Origin of the sequence: Streptomyces sp. NBC_01320 (genome assembly GCF_035974375.1) — a bacterium.
Taxonomy (GTDB): Bacteria; Actinomycetota; Actinomycetes; order Streptomycetales; family Streptomycetaceae; genus Streptomyces; species Streptomyces yanii.
The window spans coordinates 8635284-8654124 of the sequence record NZ_CP108390.1 but is presented as its reverse complement, the minus strand read 5'-3'; the positions used below and the strand labels follow the sequence as shown (position 1 = coordinate 8654124).

Below are 18841 nucleotides of genomic sequence, written 5' to 3'. Positions count from 1 at the left end.
CGAATTCATCATTCCGGAGCGGACCTTGCTCCACCCCCATGGCGTTCGGTCATTCAACGCCGCTTTTCAGTCATCCATCCTCACGCCCGGTCAATCAGGTTCTTGATCAAAAACAGTCTTGCAACTGTTCTTCCCGGATGTCCCGTGTGTACCGCTGATCTCCTTTCGGACTGCGGCCAGCAGCTGCTTTCCGTCGATGGTCAGTTCGGCCGCAGCTTCGAGTGTGTCGAGTGCCTGCGGCACCCCGTCCAGGAACCGGGGGTCGAAGAGACCCAGTCCCACCCGCTCATAGGTCATGGACAGCAGTCGGGAGAAGGGAACGGACTTTTCCCGCCAGGGCGTCCGATGGTCCCAGGCTCCGTCCGATGCGTACAGATCCGTGACATCCACGAGGGCCCTCAGCTTGGCCCGCCGGAATCCCCGGAGCAGGCCGAGCGCCAGTTCCTCGGTATCCGTGCACACGCCGATCCCCAACGCCCCGTAGCCGTGCCGCCCCACTGCGGGGTGCCCGGTGGTGAGCGGTGTCAGCGCGGTCAGGCTGCCCGCCGCTTCGGCCGCCTGCTCCGGCACGACCGCCATCAGCCGTTCCCAGGCCCCGGCGAGTCCCGCGCTCCACGCATCGGCCTCGGACTGCCCGAGCCGGGGAGCGACGGGCGTGTCGAAACAGTCCCGGTACGGGTCGAGGTCGTCGAGTACGAAGCCGGGCGCCCCGTCGACACCCACGTGGCGCACCGGAAGCCAGCCAGGGTCTTCCGTCGACGTCCGCACGATCCGCCGTTCGGCGGGGTGCCCGTCCCGCCGGATCAGGAATCCGTCGTCGGTGGCGCGTACGAGGGCAGTGCCGTGCTCCCCCGACCCACCGATCCGCGCCTCGCCGAGGGTGGGGAGGAAGATGCTGCCGTGCCGGTAGGCGACGGGGACATCCCGTTCGAGTCCGGCGCGTACGGCGGCAGCGGCCACGGACGACGACAGCCGCAGCGTCGCCGACCGGTCGGCACCGGGCCGGCCGTCGTACACGGCGTCCAGCGCGTCGAGCAGCCAGGTGCGGGTGTAGGGATGGGCCAGAACACCGTCCAGGCCACCGGCACCCGCCTCCGTCCGGTCCAAGGCCTGCACCAGCTCCCAGGCCTCGTCCCAGCGCTCTCCGCCCCGGCCGTCGAGGTCCGCGTGGAGCCGGGCGAGCAGAGTCCGCGTCAGGTCCTGGTGCGCGGCGATCAGCTCGTGCGGCTCCGCGACCGCGACCGACTCGGTCTCCGCCGCCGTCCGCACCTCGATGCCGCGCACCAGTGCTTCGAGATCCGCGCAGTACACCGAGGGGTTGTCGAATCCGCTGTCCGAACGGTAGCGGTGCGTGTAGAGCCCCCCGCCGCACGAACGTACGACGGGGCAGCGGCGGCAGGCCTCACTGACCCCGGCCAGGCCGAGCTGCCGCGCTCGCACCCCGGGGTGCGCCGCGACCTCGTCGAAGGCGTGCGTGAAGACGTCGAACCCGGTGGAGGCCGCGCCTTCATAGGCGCTCTTGAGCGAGTCCACCTGTTCCAGCTGCCCGTCGGTCTCGACGACGACGAGGTCCGTGGGGGCCAGGCCCAGGGATTCGGTGAGACTTGGTCCGCCGCTCAGGCTGGACAGGACCGAGGAGAAGAACCGCACCGGCACCGGCCGGCCCTGTTCTCTCCAGCGGTCGAAGATCGCGAGGAGCCAGTCGGCATAGGCCGTGGGCGATCCGTCCGGACGCGGCGGCGGCTGGTCCCAGGTGGCGTGCGGAAGCAGGAAGTCGATGAGCGGTGGATCGAGTTCGGCCAGGGCGTCGAACACCGCGTGCGGATCGTTCCGGATGTCGACGGTGCACAGCAGGCCGAGGTTGAGGTGCCGGTAGCGCTCCTGGCGGAGGAGCTCGACGGCTCGCAGGACCAGGGGGTGGCTGGTGCGTCCGTCGGCGAAACGGCGGTGCCGGTCGTTGGCGGCCCGGTCGCCGTCGAGCGAGATGCCGACCTTGACGCCGAACTCGTCGAAGAGGTCGAGATAGCGCGGGCTGAGCTGCAGACCGTTGGTATGGATCCGTAGATCGAGATCGGCGATGCCGTGCAGCGCCGAGGTGAGCTCCTCGCAGACGCGGCGCAGACGCGCGGGGCCCGCCAGGAGAGGCTCCCCTCCGTGCAGGATCACTGACACGGAGGGCAGCGCATGCGTCAGAGCATGCTCGGCCAAGCGTTGAGCGGTCCAGGAAATAGCCTCATCAGAGATTGCCTTAGGGCGGGTACGCCAGCTCTGATCAGCATGTTCATAGACGTAACAATGATCGCAGGCAAGATCGCACCTGCTGTGCACTTTGAGCACAATTTCGCGGAAGGGGACCAGGGGTCCTGTCATTCCGTCAGTCTAGCCACCTTACGGCGCGACTCAGAGAGCCGAGCTGAAGGTCGACGCCTTGGTGGAACGGCCGGTTGACGTGCTGAATACCCGATCGAGCTTCCTGGTGGCTTCGACGCCACGGATGTCGATCTCGGCGAGCGGCACACGGCTCTTCGCATTGGCGAAGGATGAGGTGGATTCGTTGGTCTTCACGGCCGTCCTTGATGGGATTGTTCCGGACACTGAAACGCTTCCGGCTACTGCATAAATGCAGTGTCCGGCGGCACGACTTTACTCCGCTGACAGCGCTTGGCAAATGCCGACGTCGCATGAAACGCAGCTGTCACACAGCATTACGCCAGACGGAACGCGACTCGAGATTCCACCGTCGGAGTGAGGAGAGAAAGCACAGGTCGGAGCCGATGACACGAGCCAGTTCCGGAAGGCCGAGCACTCCCCTTCGCCGGCCTGTGCCCGGGCCGATGGGGTGCCCCTGCACCAAGGACGGGTGATGCGCCACCCCGATTTCGGCGAAAGGTACGTGGATTTGACTTCAGGACAGATGCGCGATGCCGCGTGTTCACTTCCACTCCGTTCACCCGCCCGGCGCCACGTCCTGCCGGTTCCGTCCGCGAACGCCTCCCATCGGCTGCCTCCACCGAAAGAACGGGCGGGTCCTGCCGGGCACTCTCAGTCGAGCGGGGCGTTGAGATCCGTCCGCGCCCCCTTCATGCAGTCCAGGACACGCTCGTGGGTGTCGCCCACGACGTCGGTGACCCTGAACCGCAGGTACAACGCCTCGACGTCACGGACGAACCGCCTCGAGAAGGCACCCACCAGCACCGTTTCGTATCCCCCGGTGCCCACCAGGGGGAAGCCCGCCCCGAACCGGATGATCTGGAAGTCCTGTGCGACGACGAGCCCGGCAGTTGTCAGTTCGGTCACGGCCTCGTCGAGATCGACCCACTGCGCATCGGCGGAGTCGACCTGCCCGGCCAGGACGAGGCGGCAGTCCCAGGTGTCGATCACGGCAAGGTGCTGCCCGCCGTTGAGCACGCCGACGCGCCACGCGGACGCGTCCTCCTTCAGATGCCCCTTCTGCCAGGATCCGCGCCAGCCCAGATACGGCCGCACCGTGCGGGCGTACTGCGCCCTGGCCAGGACCGCGCCGCCGGCGACGGCCAGCAGACTACCCAGGGCGTCCATGTCGAGCAGGTGCAGGCGCCACGGCCATTCGGTCCGCGCCTCGGCTGTGATGTTGGAGCGGATCACTTCCCAGAGAAGGATCGCTGTGAGCAGTGCGAGCAGCACGAGGGGTGTGGTGAACAGCAGTGGACTTCGTCGGATCCTCCGTTGAGCACCGGTCGGCGACTGAACGTCGCCCTCGTTCGTTTCCTGCACCTTCGCTCCCCCCGGCGAGAGGCGAGACCCGGACACCACAGATAGGGAACTCGCCTGCAACAAAAGCAAGTTGACCAACCATGCCACAGCGTTTCGGATCGCACGAGAGCGACCGGATCCGGATCCGGGGAAGCAGCCGGCACCCAGGGCACCATTGCAGTGTCCGGGCGGGCGACTCTACTCTCGTGCACCCGGTCGGCCTCCGCCCACGAACGCGTGCGCCCCGGGCACCGCACAGGGGCCTTCCAGACCTTCCGGCCGGACCGGACAGGCCATCCGCCTGGCTGAACGAGCAAGTCCAAAACTGCAGACGGGGTGAATATGACGGCGATTCCCGGACCGCTTCAGTCCATGGTCTTCAGGAGCGAGGACCTCCCGGCGCTCTTCCACCACACGGACGCCATCGCCATCGCACGTCAGCGGGAGGCGGTCAATACGACCCGCGGCCAGCTGATCCTGCTCGTGGTGGGTGCCGTGCCGGCGGCCCTGCCGTGGCACGGCAGGATCGGTGGCTCATTTCAACTGCTCGACTCAGTCGGCGCGTTGGCCTATCTCGGGGTTCTGGCCACGACGTATGTCGCTTCCCGGCGCAAAGCAAAGTCGCATTGGCAACTGAACCGCTCCGCCGCCGAGTTCATCAAGTCGATGTGCTGGCGCTACGCCGTCCACGGCTCCCCGTTCGACACCGGTACCCAGCACCCGGAAGCGGTGTTCGCCAACCGGCTCGAAGAGGGTCTGCAGGAGCTCAGGAAGGTCGGCTGGGTGGACCCCCGGGACGAGATGAACGATGCCGGCAGCGGGCTCATCACGGAGTCCATGCGGGAGCTACGGAGCAGGGCGTTCACGGTCCGCAAGGAGACGTACGTACGGGACCGGCTGATCGAACAGCGCCGCTGGTACCGCAGGCGCCAGCAGGTTTCGCGGCGCGGCGCGTTCGTCTGGTCGAGCGCCATCGCCGCACTGACCACCCCGGCGCTGACGCTCAGCCTGCTGCAGACGTTCGGGGCTGCCCGGTCCTTCGCCCTGACAGGGGCGCTCTCGGCGGCAGCGGCCGCCTGCCTCGCCTGGAACGAGATGCGCCGCCATCACCCGCTGATATCCGCGCACTCGCTGGTCGAGAAGGATCTGGAGTCGATGCAGGCCGCCATGGAGACCAGCCTGACCGAACGGCAGTGGCCGGTCGCGGTCTTCGAGACCGAGCGGATCGTCTCCCCCGAACACACCGACTGGCTGGCCCGGCACCGCATGTGAGGCGGGGCCGGTGAGACGACGTCAGGTCATGCGCGCTCGACCCCGTCGCGCCAGATCACCGTGACCGGGCGGCCGAGCGTCCGCGCATACGTCACGATGTCGCCCGTGCCGCCGAGGCCGCGGGCCGGCCGGCCGTCCCACACCGCGAGCAGCCGGTCGCAGTGATCGGCGATATAGGCGCCCGCCGCGTAGTACGCCTCGTCGGTGGAGTGCGGGAAGTCCAGCAGCACCTCCCGGGCCGCCCGGTCCTTGAGGCTCCGGTAGCGGGCCAGTTCGGCGCCGGCTGCGAACGATGTCTCGTAGTCCCCGCTGGGGATGACGACGGTCAGTTCGGCCCCGTGGGCGAGTGCCAGGTCGGCGAAGAGCTGATCCGCGCCCACGGCCAGGCTGGAAAGGGCTTCCAGGGAGCCGTCGAGCCCGCAGAGCGCCGCCCGGATCCCGGCCAGCACATGGGCGTGTGCCTCCTCGGGAATGCTGCGATGGCCGGTCACTCCGATGCGTTTCACGGACTGGAACCCCCTGGAGTGTCTCCGGGGGTTCCCGGAGACATCCCTCCGGGAGGCACAGCATCCGCCCCCGTTGTTCCTGCGCGACCGACCTCCGCCACATCCTCTCAAAAGCCGCGGGGTGTGCGGGAGCCCCCGCCCGGAATTCGGGCGAGGGCTCCGTCATGTGTGCGATCGGGTGCCGGCGCGTCAGTAGACGCTGACGCCGTACGCGCTGAGCGCCTCGGTGACCGGCTGGAAGTACGTCGTACCGCCGGAGCTGCAGTTGCCGCTGCCGCCCGAGGTGAGTCCGATCGCCTTCGTCCCGGAGTAGAGGGGACCGCCGGAGTCGCCGGGCTCCGCACAGACATTCGTCTTGATCATGCCGTAGACGATGTCTCCGCCGCCGTAGTTGACCGTGGCGTTGAGACCGGTGACGGATCCGCTGTGGATGCCGGTGGTGGAGCCGCGACGGGTGACGGACATGCCGACCGTGGCGTTGGCCGCGCTGGTGATGTCCTGGCTGCCGACGGTACCCGCGTGGGCGACGGAGGCGTTGTCGTACCGCACCAGGCCGTAGTCATTGGTCGGGAAGCTGGATCCGACCGTCGGGCCGATGTACGTCGAGTTCGACGAGTTGGTGTACCAGGGCGGGTTGCCGTCGGTGCAGTGACCGGCGGTCAGGAAGTAGTACGTACTGCCGCTGCGGACGTTGAAGCCGAGGGAGCAGCGCCAGCCGGGGGCGTAGATGGCGTCGCCGCCGGAGAGCAGCTTGCTGAAGGTGCCGGATGTGCGCTCGATGCGCAGGGCGCCCGCATTGGCGCCGGCGGACTTCTTGATCTGCTTGATCTCGGCCTGGGTGACCGTGCTGTCGGCGGTGACGACGAGGGTCTTGGTCGCCGGGTCTATGTTCCAGGCGGTACCGGCGATGTCGGCGCCGAGCACCGCATCACTGGCGGCGGAGAGCTGGTTGGCGCTGAATGTCGTGGTGGAGTCGGCCTGGGCGCTGGGGACGGCCATTGCGGCGACGGCAACCAGGCCCGCGGCGACCGCGACGATCCGGCTTCGTCTCGCTGTGGCGCTGAGGGGGGTGGTGCGCTTGTTCCTCACTTGTCATTCCTCCCGAGGGGAAACGGGGGTCCGCCTGTGGGGTGGTCGGACCCGTGAGGCGCAGTCGGGGGCACGGTCGCGTCTCCGCGTTCCGGATGCGACGTGCTCCTGACAAGCGCTGCTCGGGAGTATTCAAGGCGTCAACTTCTCGCGCAAGAGGGCCCTTTGACCTGAACTCACCGCGACGGGCCGGCCGTCCCTCCCACCGCTCGCCCGCTGGTGCCGTGACCGGCCATGTTTGCCCCATGAGGAGCGTCGTCCGGTGCGTGCGATCGCACGGCGGACAGAAGTCCTTGGATGTGGTCTCCCCTGCTCGAACGGAGCGGAGAGTTTGAGGAAGGAGCTATCAGGGCTTTGGCCAACGCGGCGAGCAGGCGTGCCGAGCGGTGCGACGGGGCGGAGCTTGCCGGGAAGGGGCACCAGGTCCTGTCAGCTCGGCCTTCGTGGATCAGCCTGCGGCGTCCGGCTCGGTGCATCGCAAGGCGGATGATCGTCCTCGTACTGGACGTACGTGGACAGCCGAGGACAACGCGGCGAGGTGCCGTGCCGGACGTCACGGGCCCACGAAGATCGGCCGGGCAGGACCCAAGGCCCCGGCAGCGCGCGGGTTGCCAGGGCCTGAACCGATCGGGTGCGGTGGTGCGTCAGTGGTCGATCCGGTTCCGCTCCCCCGCTGCGACGGCGACCGGCAGGGTGTTGCCGGGCGGCGGGAAGGGGCAGATGAAGTGGTCGGCGAAGGCGCACGGCGGCAGCAGCGCGCGGTTGAGGTCGACGGTCACGCTGCCGTCCTCGGCCGGCGCGGCCGGCCGCAGGAAGCGGAAGCGGTAGCTACTGTTCCCGCTGGTGGCGTCGGCGAAGACCGCCCAGAGCGAGCCGTCGTGCTCGACCGCGGCCTGAAGCGTGTGCTCGGTGCCGTCCACCTCGAAGGCGATCTCGCCGCCGAGGCCGAGCCCCCGCTCGACACCGTCGGCGTTCTCGACCCGGACCGTGCGGGCGGTGGCGTACGGGCGGAAGGTGCCGGACAGCGCCCAGCGGGCGTCGTACGGCGTCGCGTCGATGGCACGGAAGGCCTTACGTGCCGGGGAGTCCGGGTCGAAGTCCCGTACGGCCCAGAGCCCTTCGCGGCTCAGCACGACCAGCCGGCGCTCGCCGTGCGCGACGCGGGACTCGTCGATCGGGCCGCGGTCCGCGGTGAGCCGCGCCTCGCCGGTGAACGGCTTCCCGTCGACGGTGAGCCCGTCCTCGACAACGGCCGTGAGCACCAGTTCGTCGCCGTCCTCACGCCACTGCCCGGGAAGGGCCGGAATTCGACCCTCCGGGTAGTCGGAGAGCCAGTGGGTACCGGTGAGGGAGAGCGGTCCGTAGGGCGCCGAGACCGTGACCGTGCGCTCCTCGTGCCAGTGGATCCAGTCCTGGGCTGCCTGCTGTGCGTCCGTACTCATGCGATCAACCTTTCCACACCGGCTCGGCCAGCCCGAGATGCGACCGCAGAGTGGAACCGGTGTATTCGGAGCGGAAGGCTCCGCGTTCTTGGAGGAGCGGGACGACCCGGTCGACGAAGTCGTCGAGGCCGCCCGGCGTGAGGTGCGGTACGAGGATGAAACCGTCGGCCGCGTCGGTCGAGACGAACTCGATCAGTTCCGCCGCGACCGTCTCCGGGCTGCCGATGAACGACTGCCGGCCGGTCGTCTCGATCACCGTCTGCCGGATGGACAGCCCCTTGGCCTGCGACAGCGCACGCCACCGGGCGGCCACTTCAAGCTGGTCACCGATCCTGACCCGGCCCTGCACCAGAGTCGAATCGGGGACCGGGTCGATCTCGGGGAGCGGCCCGTCGGGATCGTACGAGGAGAGGTCACGGCCCCAGATCTGCTCCAGGGCGAGGATCGCGTTCTGCGGGGAGATCTGCTGGAGCCGGATCTCGGCCGCACGCTCCTGCGCCTCGGCGTCGCTGTCGCCGAGGACGAAGGTGGCCCCGGGCATGATCTTCAGTTCGTCGGGTTCCCGGCCGTACTTCGCCAGCCTCGCCTTGACGTCGGCGTAGAAGGTGCGGCCCGCCTCCAGGGTGCCGTGCCGGGTGAAGATGACGTCGGCGGCGGACGCGGCGAACTCGCGGCCCTCCCCGGAGTCCCCGGCCTGGATGACGACCGGGTGGCCCTGCGGGGAGCGCGGGACGGTGAACTCGCCCTCGATGGTGAAGTGCTGCCCGTGGTGGCGGAAGGGGCGCGGGGTCCCGTCGGGAGTCCAGGTGTCCCACAGTTCGCGGGCGGTGGCGACGAACTCGGCGGCCCGGGTGTAGGGGGTCCCCCCTGTTGAAGCGGAGCCGAGAACTTGGGGGAGGTCGGCCCGGTCGAGGTAACCCCCGCGCCGGAAGTTCTCCCCGGTGAAGGCGTCGGAGGAGGTGACGACGTTCCAGGCGGCCCGGCCGGCGCTCAGGTGATCGAGGGTGGCGAGCCGGCGCGCCAGTTCGTAGGGCTCGTTGAAGGTGGAGTTGACGGTCGCGGCGAGCCCGAGCCGGTCGGTGACGGCGGCCAGCGCGCTCAGCACCGTGAGGGACTCGGGACGGCCCACCACGTCCAGGTCGTGGATCCGCCCGTTGTGCTCGCGCAGCCGCAGCCCTTCCGCGAGGAAGAAGAAGTCGAACCTGCCGCGCTCCGCCGTGCGGGCGAGGTGCTCGAAGGAGGAGAAGTCGATCTGGCTCTTCGAGCGGGGGTCGGCCCAGACGGTGGTGTTGTTCACGCCGGGGAAGTGGGCGGCGAGATGCATCTGCTTCTGCGTCGGTGCGGTCATGCTCGTCCCTCCGCGAGGGCGTATCGGTTGGCCGGCCGCGCCAGCCCCAGGTGCTCGCGGAGCGTTCCCCCGGGGTAGAAGGTGCGGAACAGGCTGCGGTGCTGCAGCAGGGCCACGGTGCCGTTGACGATCCGTTCGAGATCGCGTGCGGGCGTGATGGGTGTGAGGTGGAAACCGTCGACGGCTCCGCCCCGGTGCCACTGGCCGATGAGTTCGGCGAGGTCGACCGGGCCACCGCGGTAGTACGAGCCCCTGGCGGCGAGCCGCGGTCCGCTCTCCGGACCGGGTTCGGATACGGTTTCGGCGTCCCCGAGATCCACGGTGAGCGCCACCAGCACCCGCAGGGCCTCGGGGTCGCGACCGTACGTCGCGGCACGGCGCCGTACCTCCGCCCGGATGCCGGCGGCCTGCTCGGGCGTGGTGGCCCGTACGAGCACGACATCGGCGTGGCGGGCGGCGGCGTCCTGGCTCGGTCCGCCCGTCCCGTCGATGACGGTGACCGGGTGGCCCTGCGGGGGCCGGGGCACGATGGCGGGTCCGCGGACGGTGAAGGTGGCGCCCTCGAAGTCGACGTAGTGCAGCTTGGCACGGTCGATGAAGCGCCCGGTGGCGACGTCACGGATCTCCGCGTCGTCCTCCCAGCTGTCCCAGAGCCGGGCGCTGGCCTCGGCGGTGTCGGCGGCCTCGCGCCACAGGTCCACGGCGGGTGCGGCGGGCCGCCGGCCGAAGAGCCGGGCCTCGGCTCCGGTCGTCGACACCTCGGCGCTCCAGCCCGCCCGGCCGCGGCTCACCCAGTCCAGGGTGGCCACGGCGGACGAGACGTGGAACGGCTCGGTGTGGGTGGTGGTGACGGTCGGCACCAGCCCGATCCGGCGGGTGGCGGGCGCGACCCGGGAGAGCACGGCGAGCGCGTCGAGCCCGGGGCGGGCGAACGAGTCGCCGAGGGTGACGAAGTCGAGGGTCCCGCGCTCGGCCAGCTGGGCGAGCGCGGTGTAGTGCGGGGCGTCGTAGTGGGGCGGACCGCCGATCTCGGCGGCCAGATGAAGTGCGGTGCTGGCAGACATGGCTGTACGGACCTCTCGGGGCTCAGTTCTTGGGCTTGGGAAGGCCGGGCGGGTTGATCTCGGACTTCTCGACGGCCTCGTTGGAGAGCCCCCAGCGCTTCAGCACCCTGGCGTACGAGCCGTCCTCGATGATGTGGTCGATGGCGGCCGCGTACGCCTCGACCAGTCCGCTGCCCTTCTTCGTGGTGGCGGCGATCTTCCCCTGGACCCCGTCGCCGCCGCCCGACAGCGTGCCGACGATCTCGGACTGACCGGCGGACGCGACGTGGTAGTTGGCGGACGGGCTGGGGCCGAGGTAGGCGTCGATCCGGCCGGACTGGAGCGCCAGGTAGTAGTCGGTGTCCTTCTGGAAGTACTTGATGTCGACGGGCTTGCGCCCGGCCTTCTCGTTCTGTTCGCTCCAGTCGACGAGGATCTTCTCCTGGTTGGTGCCGGAGGAGACGGCGATGGTCTTCCCCGCCACGTCCTTCGGGCCCTTCACCTTCCAGCCGGAGCCCTTCTTCGCCTCGAAGGCGATGTTGTCGAGGCGGTAGGTCGCGAAGTCGTACTTCTCCTTGCGCTCCTCGGTGACCGTGACGTTCGACAGGACACCGTCGAACTTGGAGCTGTCGAGGCCGACGAAGAGGTTCTCCCAGGAGACCTGCTCGAACCGCGGCTTCAGCCCGAGCGTGTCGGCGATCAGGGTCGCTATGTCGATCTCGGAGCCGATCCGGGTCCTGTCGTCCGTGGCGTAGAAGCCGAGCGGCGGGGACGCGTCGGCGCTCGCGCCCAGCCGCAGCGTGCCGCGTTCACGGACGGCCTTCGGCACCTTCGCCGCGACGGCGTCGACCTTCCTGCCTCTGATCCGGTGCTGGTCGGGCCCGATGTTGATGCCGGTGCCCTCCTGCCCCTTCGGCTTGATCTCGTCGGTGGCGGCGTCGCTGGTACCGCAGGCGGTGAGCAGCCCCGCGGCGGTGAGGGTGGCGAGCGCGGCGGCGAGGGTGCGGCGGACGGACACGTGCGTACTCCTTGGAGGAAGGGCGGGAGAGGACATGGAGGTCACAGGACCTTGGAGAGGAAGGCGCGGGTGCGCGGGTTGTCCGGGCGGTCGAGTACGTCGGCGGGGGCGCCCTGCTCGACGATCCGGCCCTCGTCCATGAAGACGACGGTGTCGGCGACCTCACGGGCGAAGCCGATCTCGTGCGTGACGACGATCATCGTGGTGCCGCCGCGCGCCAAGTCCTTGATGACATCGAGGACTTCGCCGACCAGTTCGGGGTCGAGCGCCGAGGTCGGCTCGTCGAAGAGCAGCAGCTTCGGTTCCAGGGCCAGCGCGCGGGCGATGGCGACCCGCTGCTGCTGCCCGCCGGAGAGCTGCTTGGGGTACGCCCCCGCCTTGTCGGCGAGCCCGACCCTGGCGAGGAGCTTCTCGGCGGCGGCGACGGCGTCCTTGCGGGGGCGTCGCAGTGCGGAGACCGGCGCCTCGATGATGTTCTCCAGGACCGTGAGGTGCGGGAAGAGGTTGAAGTTCTGGAAGACGAAGCCGATCCGGGTGCGCTGGCGCAGGACCTCGCGCTCGCGGAGCTCGTACAGCTTGTTGCCGTCCCTGCGGTAACCGACAAGGGTGCCGTCGACGCTGATCCAGCCGTGGTCGACCTTCTCCAGGTGGTTGATGGTGCGCAGCAGCGTGGACTTGCCGGAGCCGGACGGGCCGAGGACCACGGTCACTTCTCCGGCGCGTACGGACAGGTCGATGCCGCGCAGGACTTCGAGGGTGCCGAAGCTCTTGTGCACGGCGCGGATCTCGACCATGACGTCCGGGGCATCGGTGGTGGTGTCCTTGGTGGTGCTGCTCATCGCGCGGCCCCCTTGGCGTAGTGACGTTCGACGTAGTGCTGGAGGACGGAGAGCGCGGTGGTCAGGAGGATGTACCAGACGGTGGCGACCATGAGCAGGGGCACGACCCTGCCGTTGCGCCCGTAGACGACCTGGACCTGGTAGAAGAGCTCGCCGATCGCCATCACCGAGACGATCGAGGTGCCTTTGAAGAGCGAGATGATCTCGTTGGCAGCGTTCGGCAGGATGGAACGCATCGCCTGCGGCAGCACGATCCGCCACAGCTGCCGGTACCGCGGGATCCCGAGGGCTGCCGCCGCCTCCAACTGGCCGCTGTCCACAGCGAGTACACCGCCGCGGACGATCTCCGCCGCGTAAGCGGCTTGATGCAGGGCGAGTCCGAGGACGGCCGCGCTCATCGCGCCGACGAGGTTCATCGTGTCGAAGGAGAAGAAGCCGGGCCCGAAGGGGATGCCGAACTGCAACTCCTTGTAGAGATAGGCGAGGTTGAACCAGAAGAGCAGCTGAACGATGAGCGGGATGGAGCGGAACGCCCAGATGTACGCATAGGCGACCGCGCTGAGGAACGAGCTGGCCGACAGGCGCATGAAGGCGAGCACGATGCCGAGCGCGAAGCCGAGAACCGTTCCGTAGAAGGTCAGTTGGAGGGTGACCCCGACGGCCTTGAGGATGGTCTCGGCGGTGAAGAAGCGGGCGAAGACGTCCCACTCCCAGCCGGGGTTGGTGACCAGGCCGTGCAGGAACTGGGCGAGCAGGACGGCGGTGGCGGCGACGGCGACCCAGCGCCAGGGGTGGCGTACGGGGACGACGGTGAGCGCACCGTGGTCGACGCCGCCATCCGTATCGGTACCGGTTCCGGTATCGGCGTGCGGACCGGTCGGCCGGTCGAGAGGTGGATCGCTGGTGAGCGACATGGGAGTCCTTGGGCTGCGGGCGATGGAGCTACGGAGTACGGAGGTACGAGGCCGGGAGGGCGTCGGGGTCAGGCGCTGAGGCGATCGCTGCCGCCGCTACAGAGCAGGTCGCGGAGGAACGTGAGCGCCGTGCGGGCGGTGGCGTCGTTCTGCCGGAACGCCGGGCCGCCGGTGCGCGGCCGGGTGAAGGCGCCGCTCGCCCGTGCGGTGGTGTGAGGACCGAGGGCGAAGCGGCGGGGGTGGGGGCGTCCGTCGCGGCCCAGGATCCGGCCGTCGTCGGGGTGGACGGAGAGCAGTCCGGTGGCGGTGGCGGCAGCCCCGTCCTCGTACAGCGCCTGAAGGATCGGGCTGCGGGTGCGTTCCAGGGACGGCTCCGGCAGCCGGGCCTCGACGAGTGCGCGGGCCTCGATCCACTCCCCCGGCACGGTGGCGCTGCCGGCCCGGAAGATGCCCCGCTCCTCGTCCGCGTCGACGGTCGTTCCGGCGCCGAGGAAGCGGACGACACCGGCCCGGGAGAGGGCGAGGAGCTGGTGCAGCCGGGGGCCCGGCGGGCCGGATGCGAGGTAGCTGAAGAAGCCGTGCCACCAGCTGCCGATGTCGCCGAGCCGCATCAACTGCCCGTAGGCGGTCAGCAGCCCGAGGAAAACGGCGAGGTCCTCGCTGTGGGCGGGGTCGTGGCGGCGGTCGAGGTCGGCGGTGATGTAGTCGCGCAGTCCTTGCTGGAGTGCGTCGTACGACGGGTAGCGCACTTTGTCCAGGGGGCGGTCGAGCGCGTCGAGGTCGAGCCGGTCGGCGGGGTCGGGAACCGCAGCGGCTATGAGGGCGTGCAGTTCGGGGCTGCCCGGGTCGGCGGCCGCGTACTTCTCCTCGAAGACCGGCCAGTCGACCGTCGTACGCTCGGCATGGGCGGTGAAGAGCCGGTGGTAGTGGGCATACCCGAGCTCTTTGTCGACAAGTGGCCATACATCGCGCCGGAAGTCGAGCGGCTCGGACCGGCTCAGCAGCTCCTCGGTCCAGGCCGGGCCGAGGAAGCGCGGCAGCGGCGGACGTTCACCCTGCCAGCCGTAGCCGATCTTCGAGTGGTACGGGACTCCGCGCCGCGAGCCGACGTACAGCACGGGTTCCTTGCCCGAGGGCAGGTACGCGCCGTTCTCGTACCGTCCGCCGCGCCCCTCGGTGAGGAGCACCATCAGATCGATGAAAGCGAGCCCGAAGCCCCGGACGATGACCGGTTCGCCCGCTTGCAGGACCGAGAGATCACTGTCGGCGGTGAAGTCGGGCGGCAGGTGGACGAGCCCGTGCCGCTCCGCGAACTCCGCAAGTTCGACGTGCTCGGGGGCCGGTTCGGCATCGAGGTGGCCGATGGTGAGCACGACGAGGTCGGCCGTCAGCGGTTCGTCGCGCCCCTGCAGCCAGACGCGCTGCCGGCCGCCACGCGGACCGGTGACGCGCAGGGCGCGGCCGCGGTGCTCGTGCACGGTGATGCCCTGCGGGAGCGTGGACACCGCCTGCTCGTACACCCAGCCCAGATAGGCGCTCTGCAGCCGCCTGCTGGGGAAGCTCTGGCCATCCAATGCCCGTATTTCGGCGAGGAGTTCGGGTTCCGTCCGGACGGTGACCCGCCCTTCGCGGACGTCCGCCGCCCAGGCGTGCAGTGCGGGCCCCGGCCGTATCGGTCCCTCCTGCTGGACCGTGTCGTCGGTGAACATGGTGACGTCCTCGGCCATGGAGTTCATCCACAGCAGCGGGGACTGGTCGCGCCGCCAGATCCGGCCGCCGCCGGGCGGGTGCGGGTCGACGAGATGAATGTCGAGCCGCCGGCCCTCGTACAGCTCGGGGGCGTTGGCGGCGATGCGCTCGATGAGGCCGGTGCCGCGCGGTCCGGCGCCGACGACCACGAGGGTGGGCCGCTCGCTCATCGGGCACCCGCCGTGCCGCGCGCGTAGTGCCGTTCGATGTAGTGCTGGCCGATGCCGAGCAGCGAGGTGACGGCCACGTACCAGAGGGTGGCGACCAGCAGCAACGGAATGACCTGGTAGGTGCGGTGGTACACGAGCTGCACCGAGTACAGGAGGTCCTGCACGGCGATGACGCTGACGATCGAGGTGCCCTTGAGGGTGCCGATCAGCATGTTCCCGGCGGGCGGGACGATGGAACGCATCGCCTGCGGCAGCACGATCCTGCGCAACCGACGCCAGGCACCGAGACCCAGCGACTGGGCAGCCTCGATCTGCCCGCGCTCGACGGAGAGGATGCCGCCGCGGACGACCTCCGCCGCGTAGGCGGCCTCATGGAGGGTGAGCCCGATGACGGCGACCGTGACGGGTCCGAGGAGGTTGACCGTACGGATGCCGAGGATCTGTGGGTAGAGCGCTCCGATGTTGAACCAGAAGAGCAGCTGGACCAGGATCGGGGTGGATCTGAAAAGCCATACGTAGCCCCAACTGACCGCCTGGAGAACACGGTTGGTGGAGAGCCTGAGTACGGCCAGCAGTGTCCCGAGGGCGAAGCCGAGCACCATGACGAGCGCCGTCAGCCAGAGGGTGAGGCCGAGACCGCGCAGGACCGATGCGGTGGTGAAGTAGTCGCCGACGACATCCCACTGGAAGGCGTCGTTGCGGATGACGGAGCTCAGCGCCAGGGCAAGAAGCACCAGGACCGCAACGGCCGCCGTCCACTGGCCTGTTCGGCGAACCGGGACGATCCGCAGCTGTTCGGCATCATGGACCGTTTCGCTGCCCTTCGACAGCGGGACCGGGTCCTTCGGGAGCGGGGCCGGACGTGGTTGAGGGAATGCATCTGTCTGCGCAGACATGCGAAGGCTCCGTGGATACAGAGATCGAACACGGGACGTGCCTTCACGCACAACACAACGCGGACCGGGCCCCTCAGCGCGATCCGTCTCTGAGATAAGCGCTGTTCATGACGCGCTGTCAAGCTTGTCCACACTGTGAGCCGTACGTCTCACCTCGGTTGACGGACCACGGATCGCCTGTTCCACTGGGGCCATGCATTCGCAGCAGTGGCTGGTCAAGCGCTCCCACATCGACTTCGGTCGCGTGTGGTCCTCTTCCTGTTGAGCTGACCCCCTGCGGTTCCTCGCTTCCGTGCCTCGCGCCCTGTCCGGCGCCTGAGCACTGTTCCCTGCGTGTCTTCGCGTACACAACATCGCTGCACCCTCCCCTCGCCTGATCGCCTTTCGCCGTTCGCTGTTCCGAACGCCATCCGCTCTTCCTTCGCCCCGCCCGTGGCCGTGCTGCCGTGGCGTGTGCTTTCGCGCTGCCCGACAGCCTGTTCACGGTCGACGACCCGGAGAACCTCATGCCCCGTACCCGGCACACCGCTGCCTTCGCGCTGATCACCGTCGCCGCCCTTGCTCTCACCGCGTGCGGGTCGGGCGACCCGGCGGCCGCACCGGCCGGCGCGGTCGGGACCGCCGCCGCCAAGGGGAAGATCCCCACGCAGGACGTCGTGTCCTCGGTGAGGAGGAACCAGGCCGCGGCAGCACTGCTCCCCGCCGGCGTCCGCGCCTCCGGCACACTGACCATCGCCTCCAGCGTCGGCTCGCCGCCGGGCGCCACCTATCTGCCGGACGGGAAGACCGTGGCCGGTACCGACATCGACATCGCGGACGCCGCTGCCAGGGCGCTGGGGCTCAGGCTGAAGCGCGAGACAGCCGCCTTCGAGGCGATCCTGCCCGCTCTGGACAGCGGGAAGTACAACCTGGGGACCGGGAACTTCGGGGTCACCGACGAGCGGCGCAGGACGATCGACTTCGTCACGTACCTCAATGACGGGCAGGGCTTCGCGGTCCGCGACGACAGCAAGCTGACGAAGGTCACCGATCTCACCCAGCTCTGCGGCCTGACCGTGGGCACCGCCGCGGGCACCACGTTCGAAGTGACGCTGGAGGAGAACAGACACCGGTGCGCCGACGCGGACAAGAGGCCGTACGACGTGAAGACCTACTCCGATCCGGGCGCCATCTGGGCCTCGCTCCAGCAGGGTCGCAGCGACGTGGTGATGTCGACCATCAACGGGTTGCGCTACGCGGTGGGCCAGCAGGAGGGTGTGCGCTTCCTCAACGAGTTCAAGCGGCTCGACGTCGGCTTCGCGTTCAAGAAGGGCACTCCTCTGGCGCCCGCTTTTCAGGCAGCGGTCAACGGGCTCAAGGCGGACGGGACGTACGACCGCATCCTGAAGAAGTGGGGCATCGGCGCGTCGGCGATCGAGACCTCGCAGATCTCGCCGCCCGAGATCAAGTGACCCGGGGCTGCTGAGCCGCGCCCGAAGCGTGGCTCAGCAGTCGCACCCGCAGTCGCAGTCGCAGCAGTCGCAGTTGCTGCAGCAGTCAGCGCAGTTGCTGCAGCAGTCGCAGGCATCGCAGCAGTCGCATTGGCTGCACAGACCCTCGCGGCGCTGCCGGCTCCACGGGCCCTCGAAGGTCCCGCAGCACATCTGGCAGGTGCAGGCGAGTCCCGCCCACACCAGACATCCCGCGATCAGCCCGCGCCGGTCGCGCGGCGGCTCCGGCGGGGGTGACGGCGGGCCGAACGGGCTGCCGGGGGCGTTCGGTGCGTACGGATTGCCGGGCGGCGGCCCGAAGGCCCCGGTGACGCCGTGTCCACCGGCCCGGTGCGCATCCGCCTGGTGGGAGCATGTCTCCGTGGCGAACGCGCGGTCCACCGACCGGCGCAGTTCATGCACGAGCAGCACATGCGCCAGCTTGTCGTCGGTGAATTCGACGTCGCGCAGCGCCAGCCGTACGCCGCGCAGAGCGTCGTCGCACAGCCGCCGGGCCTCGGCGCGCGAGGTACCGGTGGCGGTGAGCGGGTTCCAGGCGCCCGACACCGCGTCAGCTTCCTGGTCCTCCACGGCATCCAGCAGATGGGCCAGCCGCCCGAAGAGCCGCCCGGCCTCGGCGAGCGGTGGAGCGTTCTGCGGCTTGCCCGCGAGTACGGCGGTGTGGGCGAAGGCCGCCGCGGTGGCCGTCTCGGTGGGCTCGGTGACCGTCAGCAGCGGGGTGCCCGGCCCCGCGAGTCGCTCGATGCCGGTCTGCCGGTCGACAGCGTCGACGAGGACCGCGGTGTCGAAGCCCAACTGTGCACCGGTGCGCGCCCCGGCCCTGTCCCAGCCCGCGGCGACCCGGCGGGCGGCTGCGGCGACCGGGCGGCGCTTCAACAGCCCGTCCCGGTCGGCGACGTGGTCCCGCACCTTTGCCGAGGCAAGCACCAGCGAGACGGCGGCGGCGAGCCTGGCCCCTTCGCCGCGGGCGACCGGCGCGGTCCGCATGGCGCGCAGCGGGCAGGGACCCGCGGTGCGCCACCGGCCCGTGGCGCGCTCCGCCTGAGCCTCCGTCAGGACCGAGACGATCAGGCCGTCGTAGTTCGTGACGATCCGGGCGAACTGACCGTGGTCCGAGCGAAGTGCGAGACAGAGCCCGCAGAGATGGGCCATCCACGCGGTCCTGAGCCCCTCGGACAACCGATGGGTGCAGGGCCTGACTATTCCGAACACGACAATCCCCCGAGAGCCGTTCAGCCATGCGCAGCGCTCGTGCGGGTGCGCGACGGGCATCGTATCGAGTGACCCGTTCACCCGTACGTCCCCCATGTCACCCGTACGGGCCGGAGCATCA

The 18841-nt window shown here is 69.4% G+C and carries 16 protein-coding genes; 2 read left to right on the top strand and 14 right to left on the bottom strand.

The window, feature by feature from the left end; translation table 11 throughout:
- Window positions 1–90: 90 nt before the first annotated feature.
- The 3 genes from fxsBH to OG395_RS39360 all read right to left on the bottom strand — a co-directional run bounded on the left by fxsBH (window position 91) and on the right by OG395_RS39360 (window position 3663).
- A complete protein-coding gene (gene fxsBH, locus OG395_RS39370) occupies window positions 91–2370 on the bottom strand; it encodes a radical SAM/SPASM protein FxsBH, inactivated beta-hydroxylase extension form (protein ID WP_327247182.1) in 2280 nt (759 codons plus the stop codon).
- Window positions 2371–2400: 30 nt separating this feature from the next.
- The gene (locus tag OG395_RS39365) at window positions 2401–2565 is read right to left on the bottom strand and encodes an FXSXX-COOH protein (RefSeq protein ID WP_208857661.1); all 165 of its coding nucleotides are present in this window, start codon (window positions 2563–2565) and stop codon (window positions 2401–2403) included.
- Between the two features lie 477 nt (window positions 2566–3042).
- Window positions 3043–3663, bottom strand: a complete 621-nt coding sequence (locus OG395_RS39360; protein ID WP_327247181.1) for a hypothetical protein — start codon at window positions 3661–3663, stop codon at window positions 3043–3045.
- Window positions 3664–4104: 441 nt separating this feature from the next.
- Here OG395_RS39360 and OG395_RS39355 point away from each other — a divergent pair, with 441 nt between their 5' ends.
- Window positions 4105–5004, top strand: coding sequence for a DUF4231 domain-containing protein (locus OG395_RS39355; protein WP_327247180.1), 900 nt, complete (start codon window positions 4105–4107; stop codon window positions 5002–5004).
- Window positions 5005–5030: 26 nt separating this feature from the next.
- On the opposite strand, the gene OG395_RS39350 is transcribed toward OG395_RS39355, so the two are convergent.
- From OG395_RS39350 to OG395_RS39305, 10 genes are all read right to left on the bottom strand, one after another.
- Window positions 5031–5510: a hypothetical protein gene (locus OG395_RS39350; protein ID WP_327247179.1), complete on the bottom strand. Its 480-nt coding sequence runs from the start codon at window positions 5508–5510 to the stop codon at window positions 5031–5033.
- Between the two features lie 189 nt (window positions 5511–5699).
- Window positions 5700–6599: a S1 family peptidase gene (locus tag OG395_RS39345; protein WP_327247178.1), complete on the bottom strand. Its 900-nt coding sequence runs from the start codon at window positions 6597–6599 to the stop codon at window positions 5700–5702.
- Window positions 6600–7243: 644 nt separating this feature from the next.
- Window positions 7244–8041, bottom strand: coding sequence for a DUF1684 domain-containing protein (locus OG395_RS39340; RefSeq protein ID WP_327247177.1), 798 nt, complete (start codon window positions 8039–8041; stop codon window positions 7244–7246).
- 4 nt (window positions 8042–8045) lie between these two features.
- Window positions 8046–9389: an NtaA/DmoA family FMN-dependent monooxygenase gene (locus OG395_RS39335; RefSeq protein ID WP_327247176.1), complete on the bottom strand. Its 1344-nt coding sequence runs from the start codon at window positions 9387–9389 to the stop codon at window positions 8046–8048.
- A complete protein-coding gene (locus tag OG395_RS39330) occupies window positions 9386–10453 on the bottom strand; it encodes an LLM class flavin-dependent oxidoreductase (RefSeq protein ID WP_327247175.1) in 1068 nt (355 codons plus the stop codon). The genes OG395_RS39335 and OG395_RS39330 overlap by 4 nt, the downstream gene beginning before the upstream one ends.
- 22 nt (window positions 10454–10475) lie before the next feature.
- Window positions 10476–11450 (bottom strand): ABC transporter substrate-binding protein, encoded by a 975-nt coding sequence (locus tag OG395_RS39325; RefSeq protein ID WP_327247174.1) that lies wholly within the window; start codon window positions 11448–11450, stop codon window positions 10476–10478.
- Window positions 11451–11491: 41 nt separating this feature from the next.
- Window positions 11492–12244, bottom strand: coding sequence for an amino acid ABC transporter ATP-binding protein (locus OG395_RS39320; protein ID WP_327249603.1), 753 nt, complete (start codon window positions 12242–12244; stop codon window positions 11492–11494).
- 41 nt (window positions 12245–12285) lie between these two features.
- Complete coding sequence (locus OG395_RS39315; protein WP_327247173.1) at window positions 12286–13203, bottom strand: amino acid ABC transporter permease; 918 nt, start codon at window positions 13201–13203, stop codon at window positions 12286–12288.
- 68 nt (window positions 13204–13271) lie between these two features.
- Window positions 13272–15122, bottom strand: coding sequence for an FAD/NAD(P)-binding protein (locus OG395_RS39310; protein ID WP_327247172.1), 1851 nt, complete (start codon window positions 15120–15122; stop codon window positions 13272–13274).
- The gene (locus tag OG395_RS39305; RefSeq protein WP_327247171.1) at window positions 15119–16018 is read right to left on the bottom strand and encodes an amino acid ABC transporter permease; all 900 of its coding nucleotides are present in this window, start codon (window positions 16016–16018) and stop codon (window positions 15119–15121) included. Before OG395_RS39305 ends, OG395_RS39310 begins: the two co-directional genes overlap by 4 nt.
- Window positions 16019–16524: 506 nt before the next feature.
- On the opposite strand from OG395_RS39305, the gene OG395_RS39300 reads away from it, so the two are divergent.
- The gene (locus tag OG395_RS39300; RefSeq protein ID WP_327249602.1) at window positions 16525–17469 is read left to right on the top strand and encodes a transporter substrate-binding domain-containing protein; all 945 of its coding nucleotides are present in this window, start codon (window positions 16525–16527) and stop codon (window positions 17467–17469) included.
- 33 nt (window positions 17470–17502) lie between these two features.
- Here OG395_RS39300 and OG395_RS39295 read toward each other — a convergent pair whose 3' ends face one another.
- Window positions 17503–18720 (bottom strand): DUF5685 family protein, encoded by a 1218-nt coding sequence (locus tag OG395_RS39295; RefSeq protein WP_327247170.1) that lies wholly within the window; start codon window positions 18718–18720, stop codon window positions 17503–17505.
- Window positions 18721–18841: the final 121 nt, after the last annotated feature.

Bases quoted from the DNA above. Each gene is read 5' to 3' on its own strand.
- fxsBH (WP_327247182.1), bottom strand. From the start codon at position 2,370: ATGACAGGACCCCTGGTCCCCTTCCGCGAAATTGTGCTCAAAGTGCAC.
- OG395_RS39355 (WP_327247180.1), top strand. From the start codon at position 4,105: ATGGTCTTCAGGAGCGAGGACCTCCCGGCGCTCTTCCACCACACGGAC.
- OG395_RS39340 (WP_327247177.1), bottom strand. From the start codon at position 8,041: ATGAGTACGGACGCACAGCAGGCAGCCCAGGACTGGATCCACTGGCAC.
- OG395_RS39335 (WP_327247176.1), bottom strand. From the start codon at position 9,389: ATGACCGCACCGACGCAGAAGCAGATGCATCTCGCCGCCCACTTCCCC.
- OG395_RS39330 (WP_327247175.1), bottom strand. From the start codon at position 10,453: ATGTCTGCCAGCACCGCACTTCATCTGGCCGCCGAGATCGGCGGTCCG.
- OG395_RS39320 (WP_327249603.1), bottom strand. From the start codon at position 12,244: ATGGTCGAGATCCGCGCCGTGCACAAGAGCTTCGGCACCCTCGAAGTC.
- OG395_RS39315 (WP_327247173.1), bottom strand. From the start codon at position 13,203: ATGTCGCTCACCAGCGATCCACCTCTCGACCGGCCGACCGGTCCGCAC.
- OG395_RS39310 (WP_327247172.1), bottom strand. From the start codon at position 15,122: ATGAGCGAGCGGCCCACCCTCGTGGTCGTCGGCGCCGGACCGCGCGGC.
- OG395_RS39305 (WP_327247171.1), bottom strand. From the start codon at position 16,018: ATGTCTGCGCAGACAGATGCATTCCCTCAACCACGTCCGGCCCCGCTC.
- OG395_RS39300 (WP_327249602.1), top strand. From the start codon at position 16,525: ATGCCCCGTACCCGGCACACCGCTGCCTTCGCGCTGATCACCGTCGCC.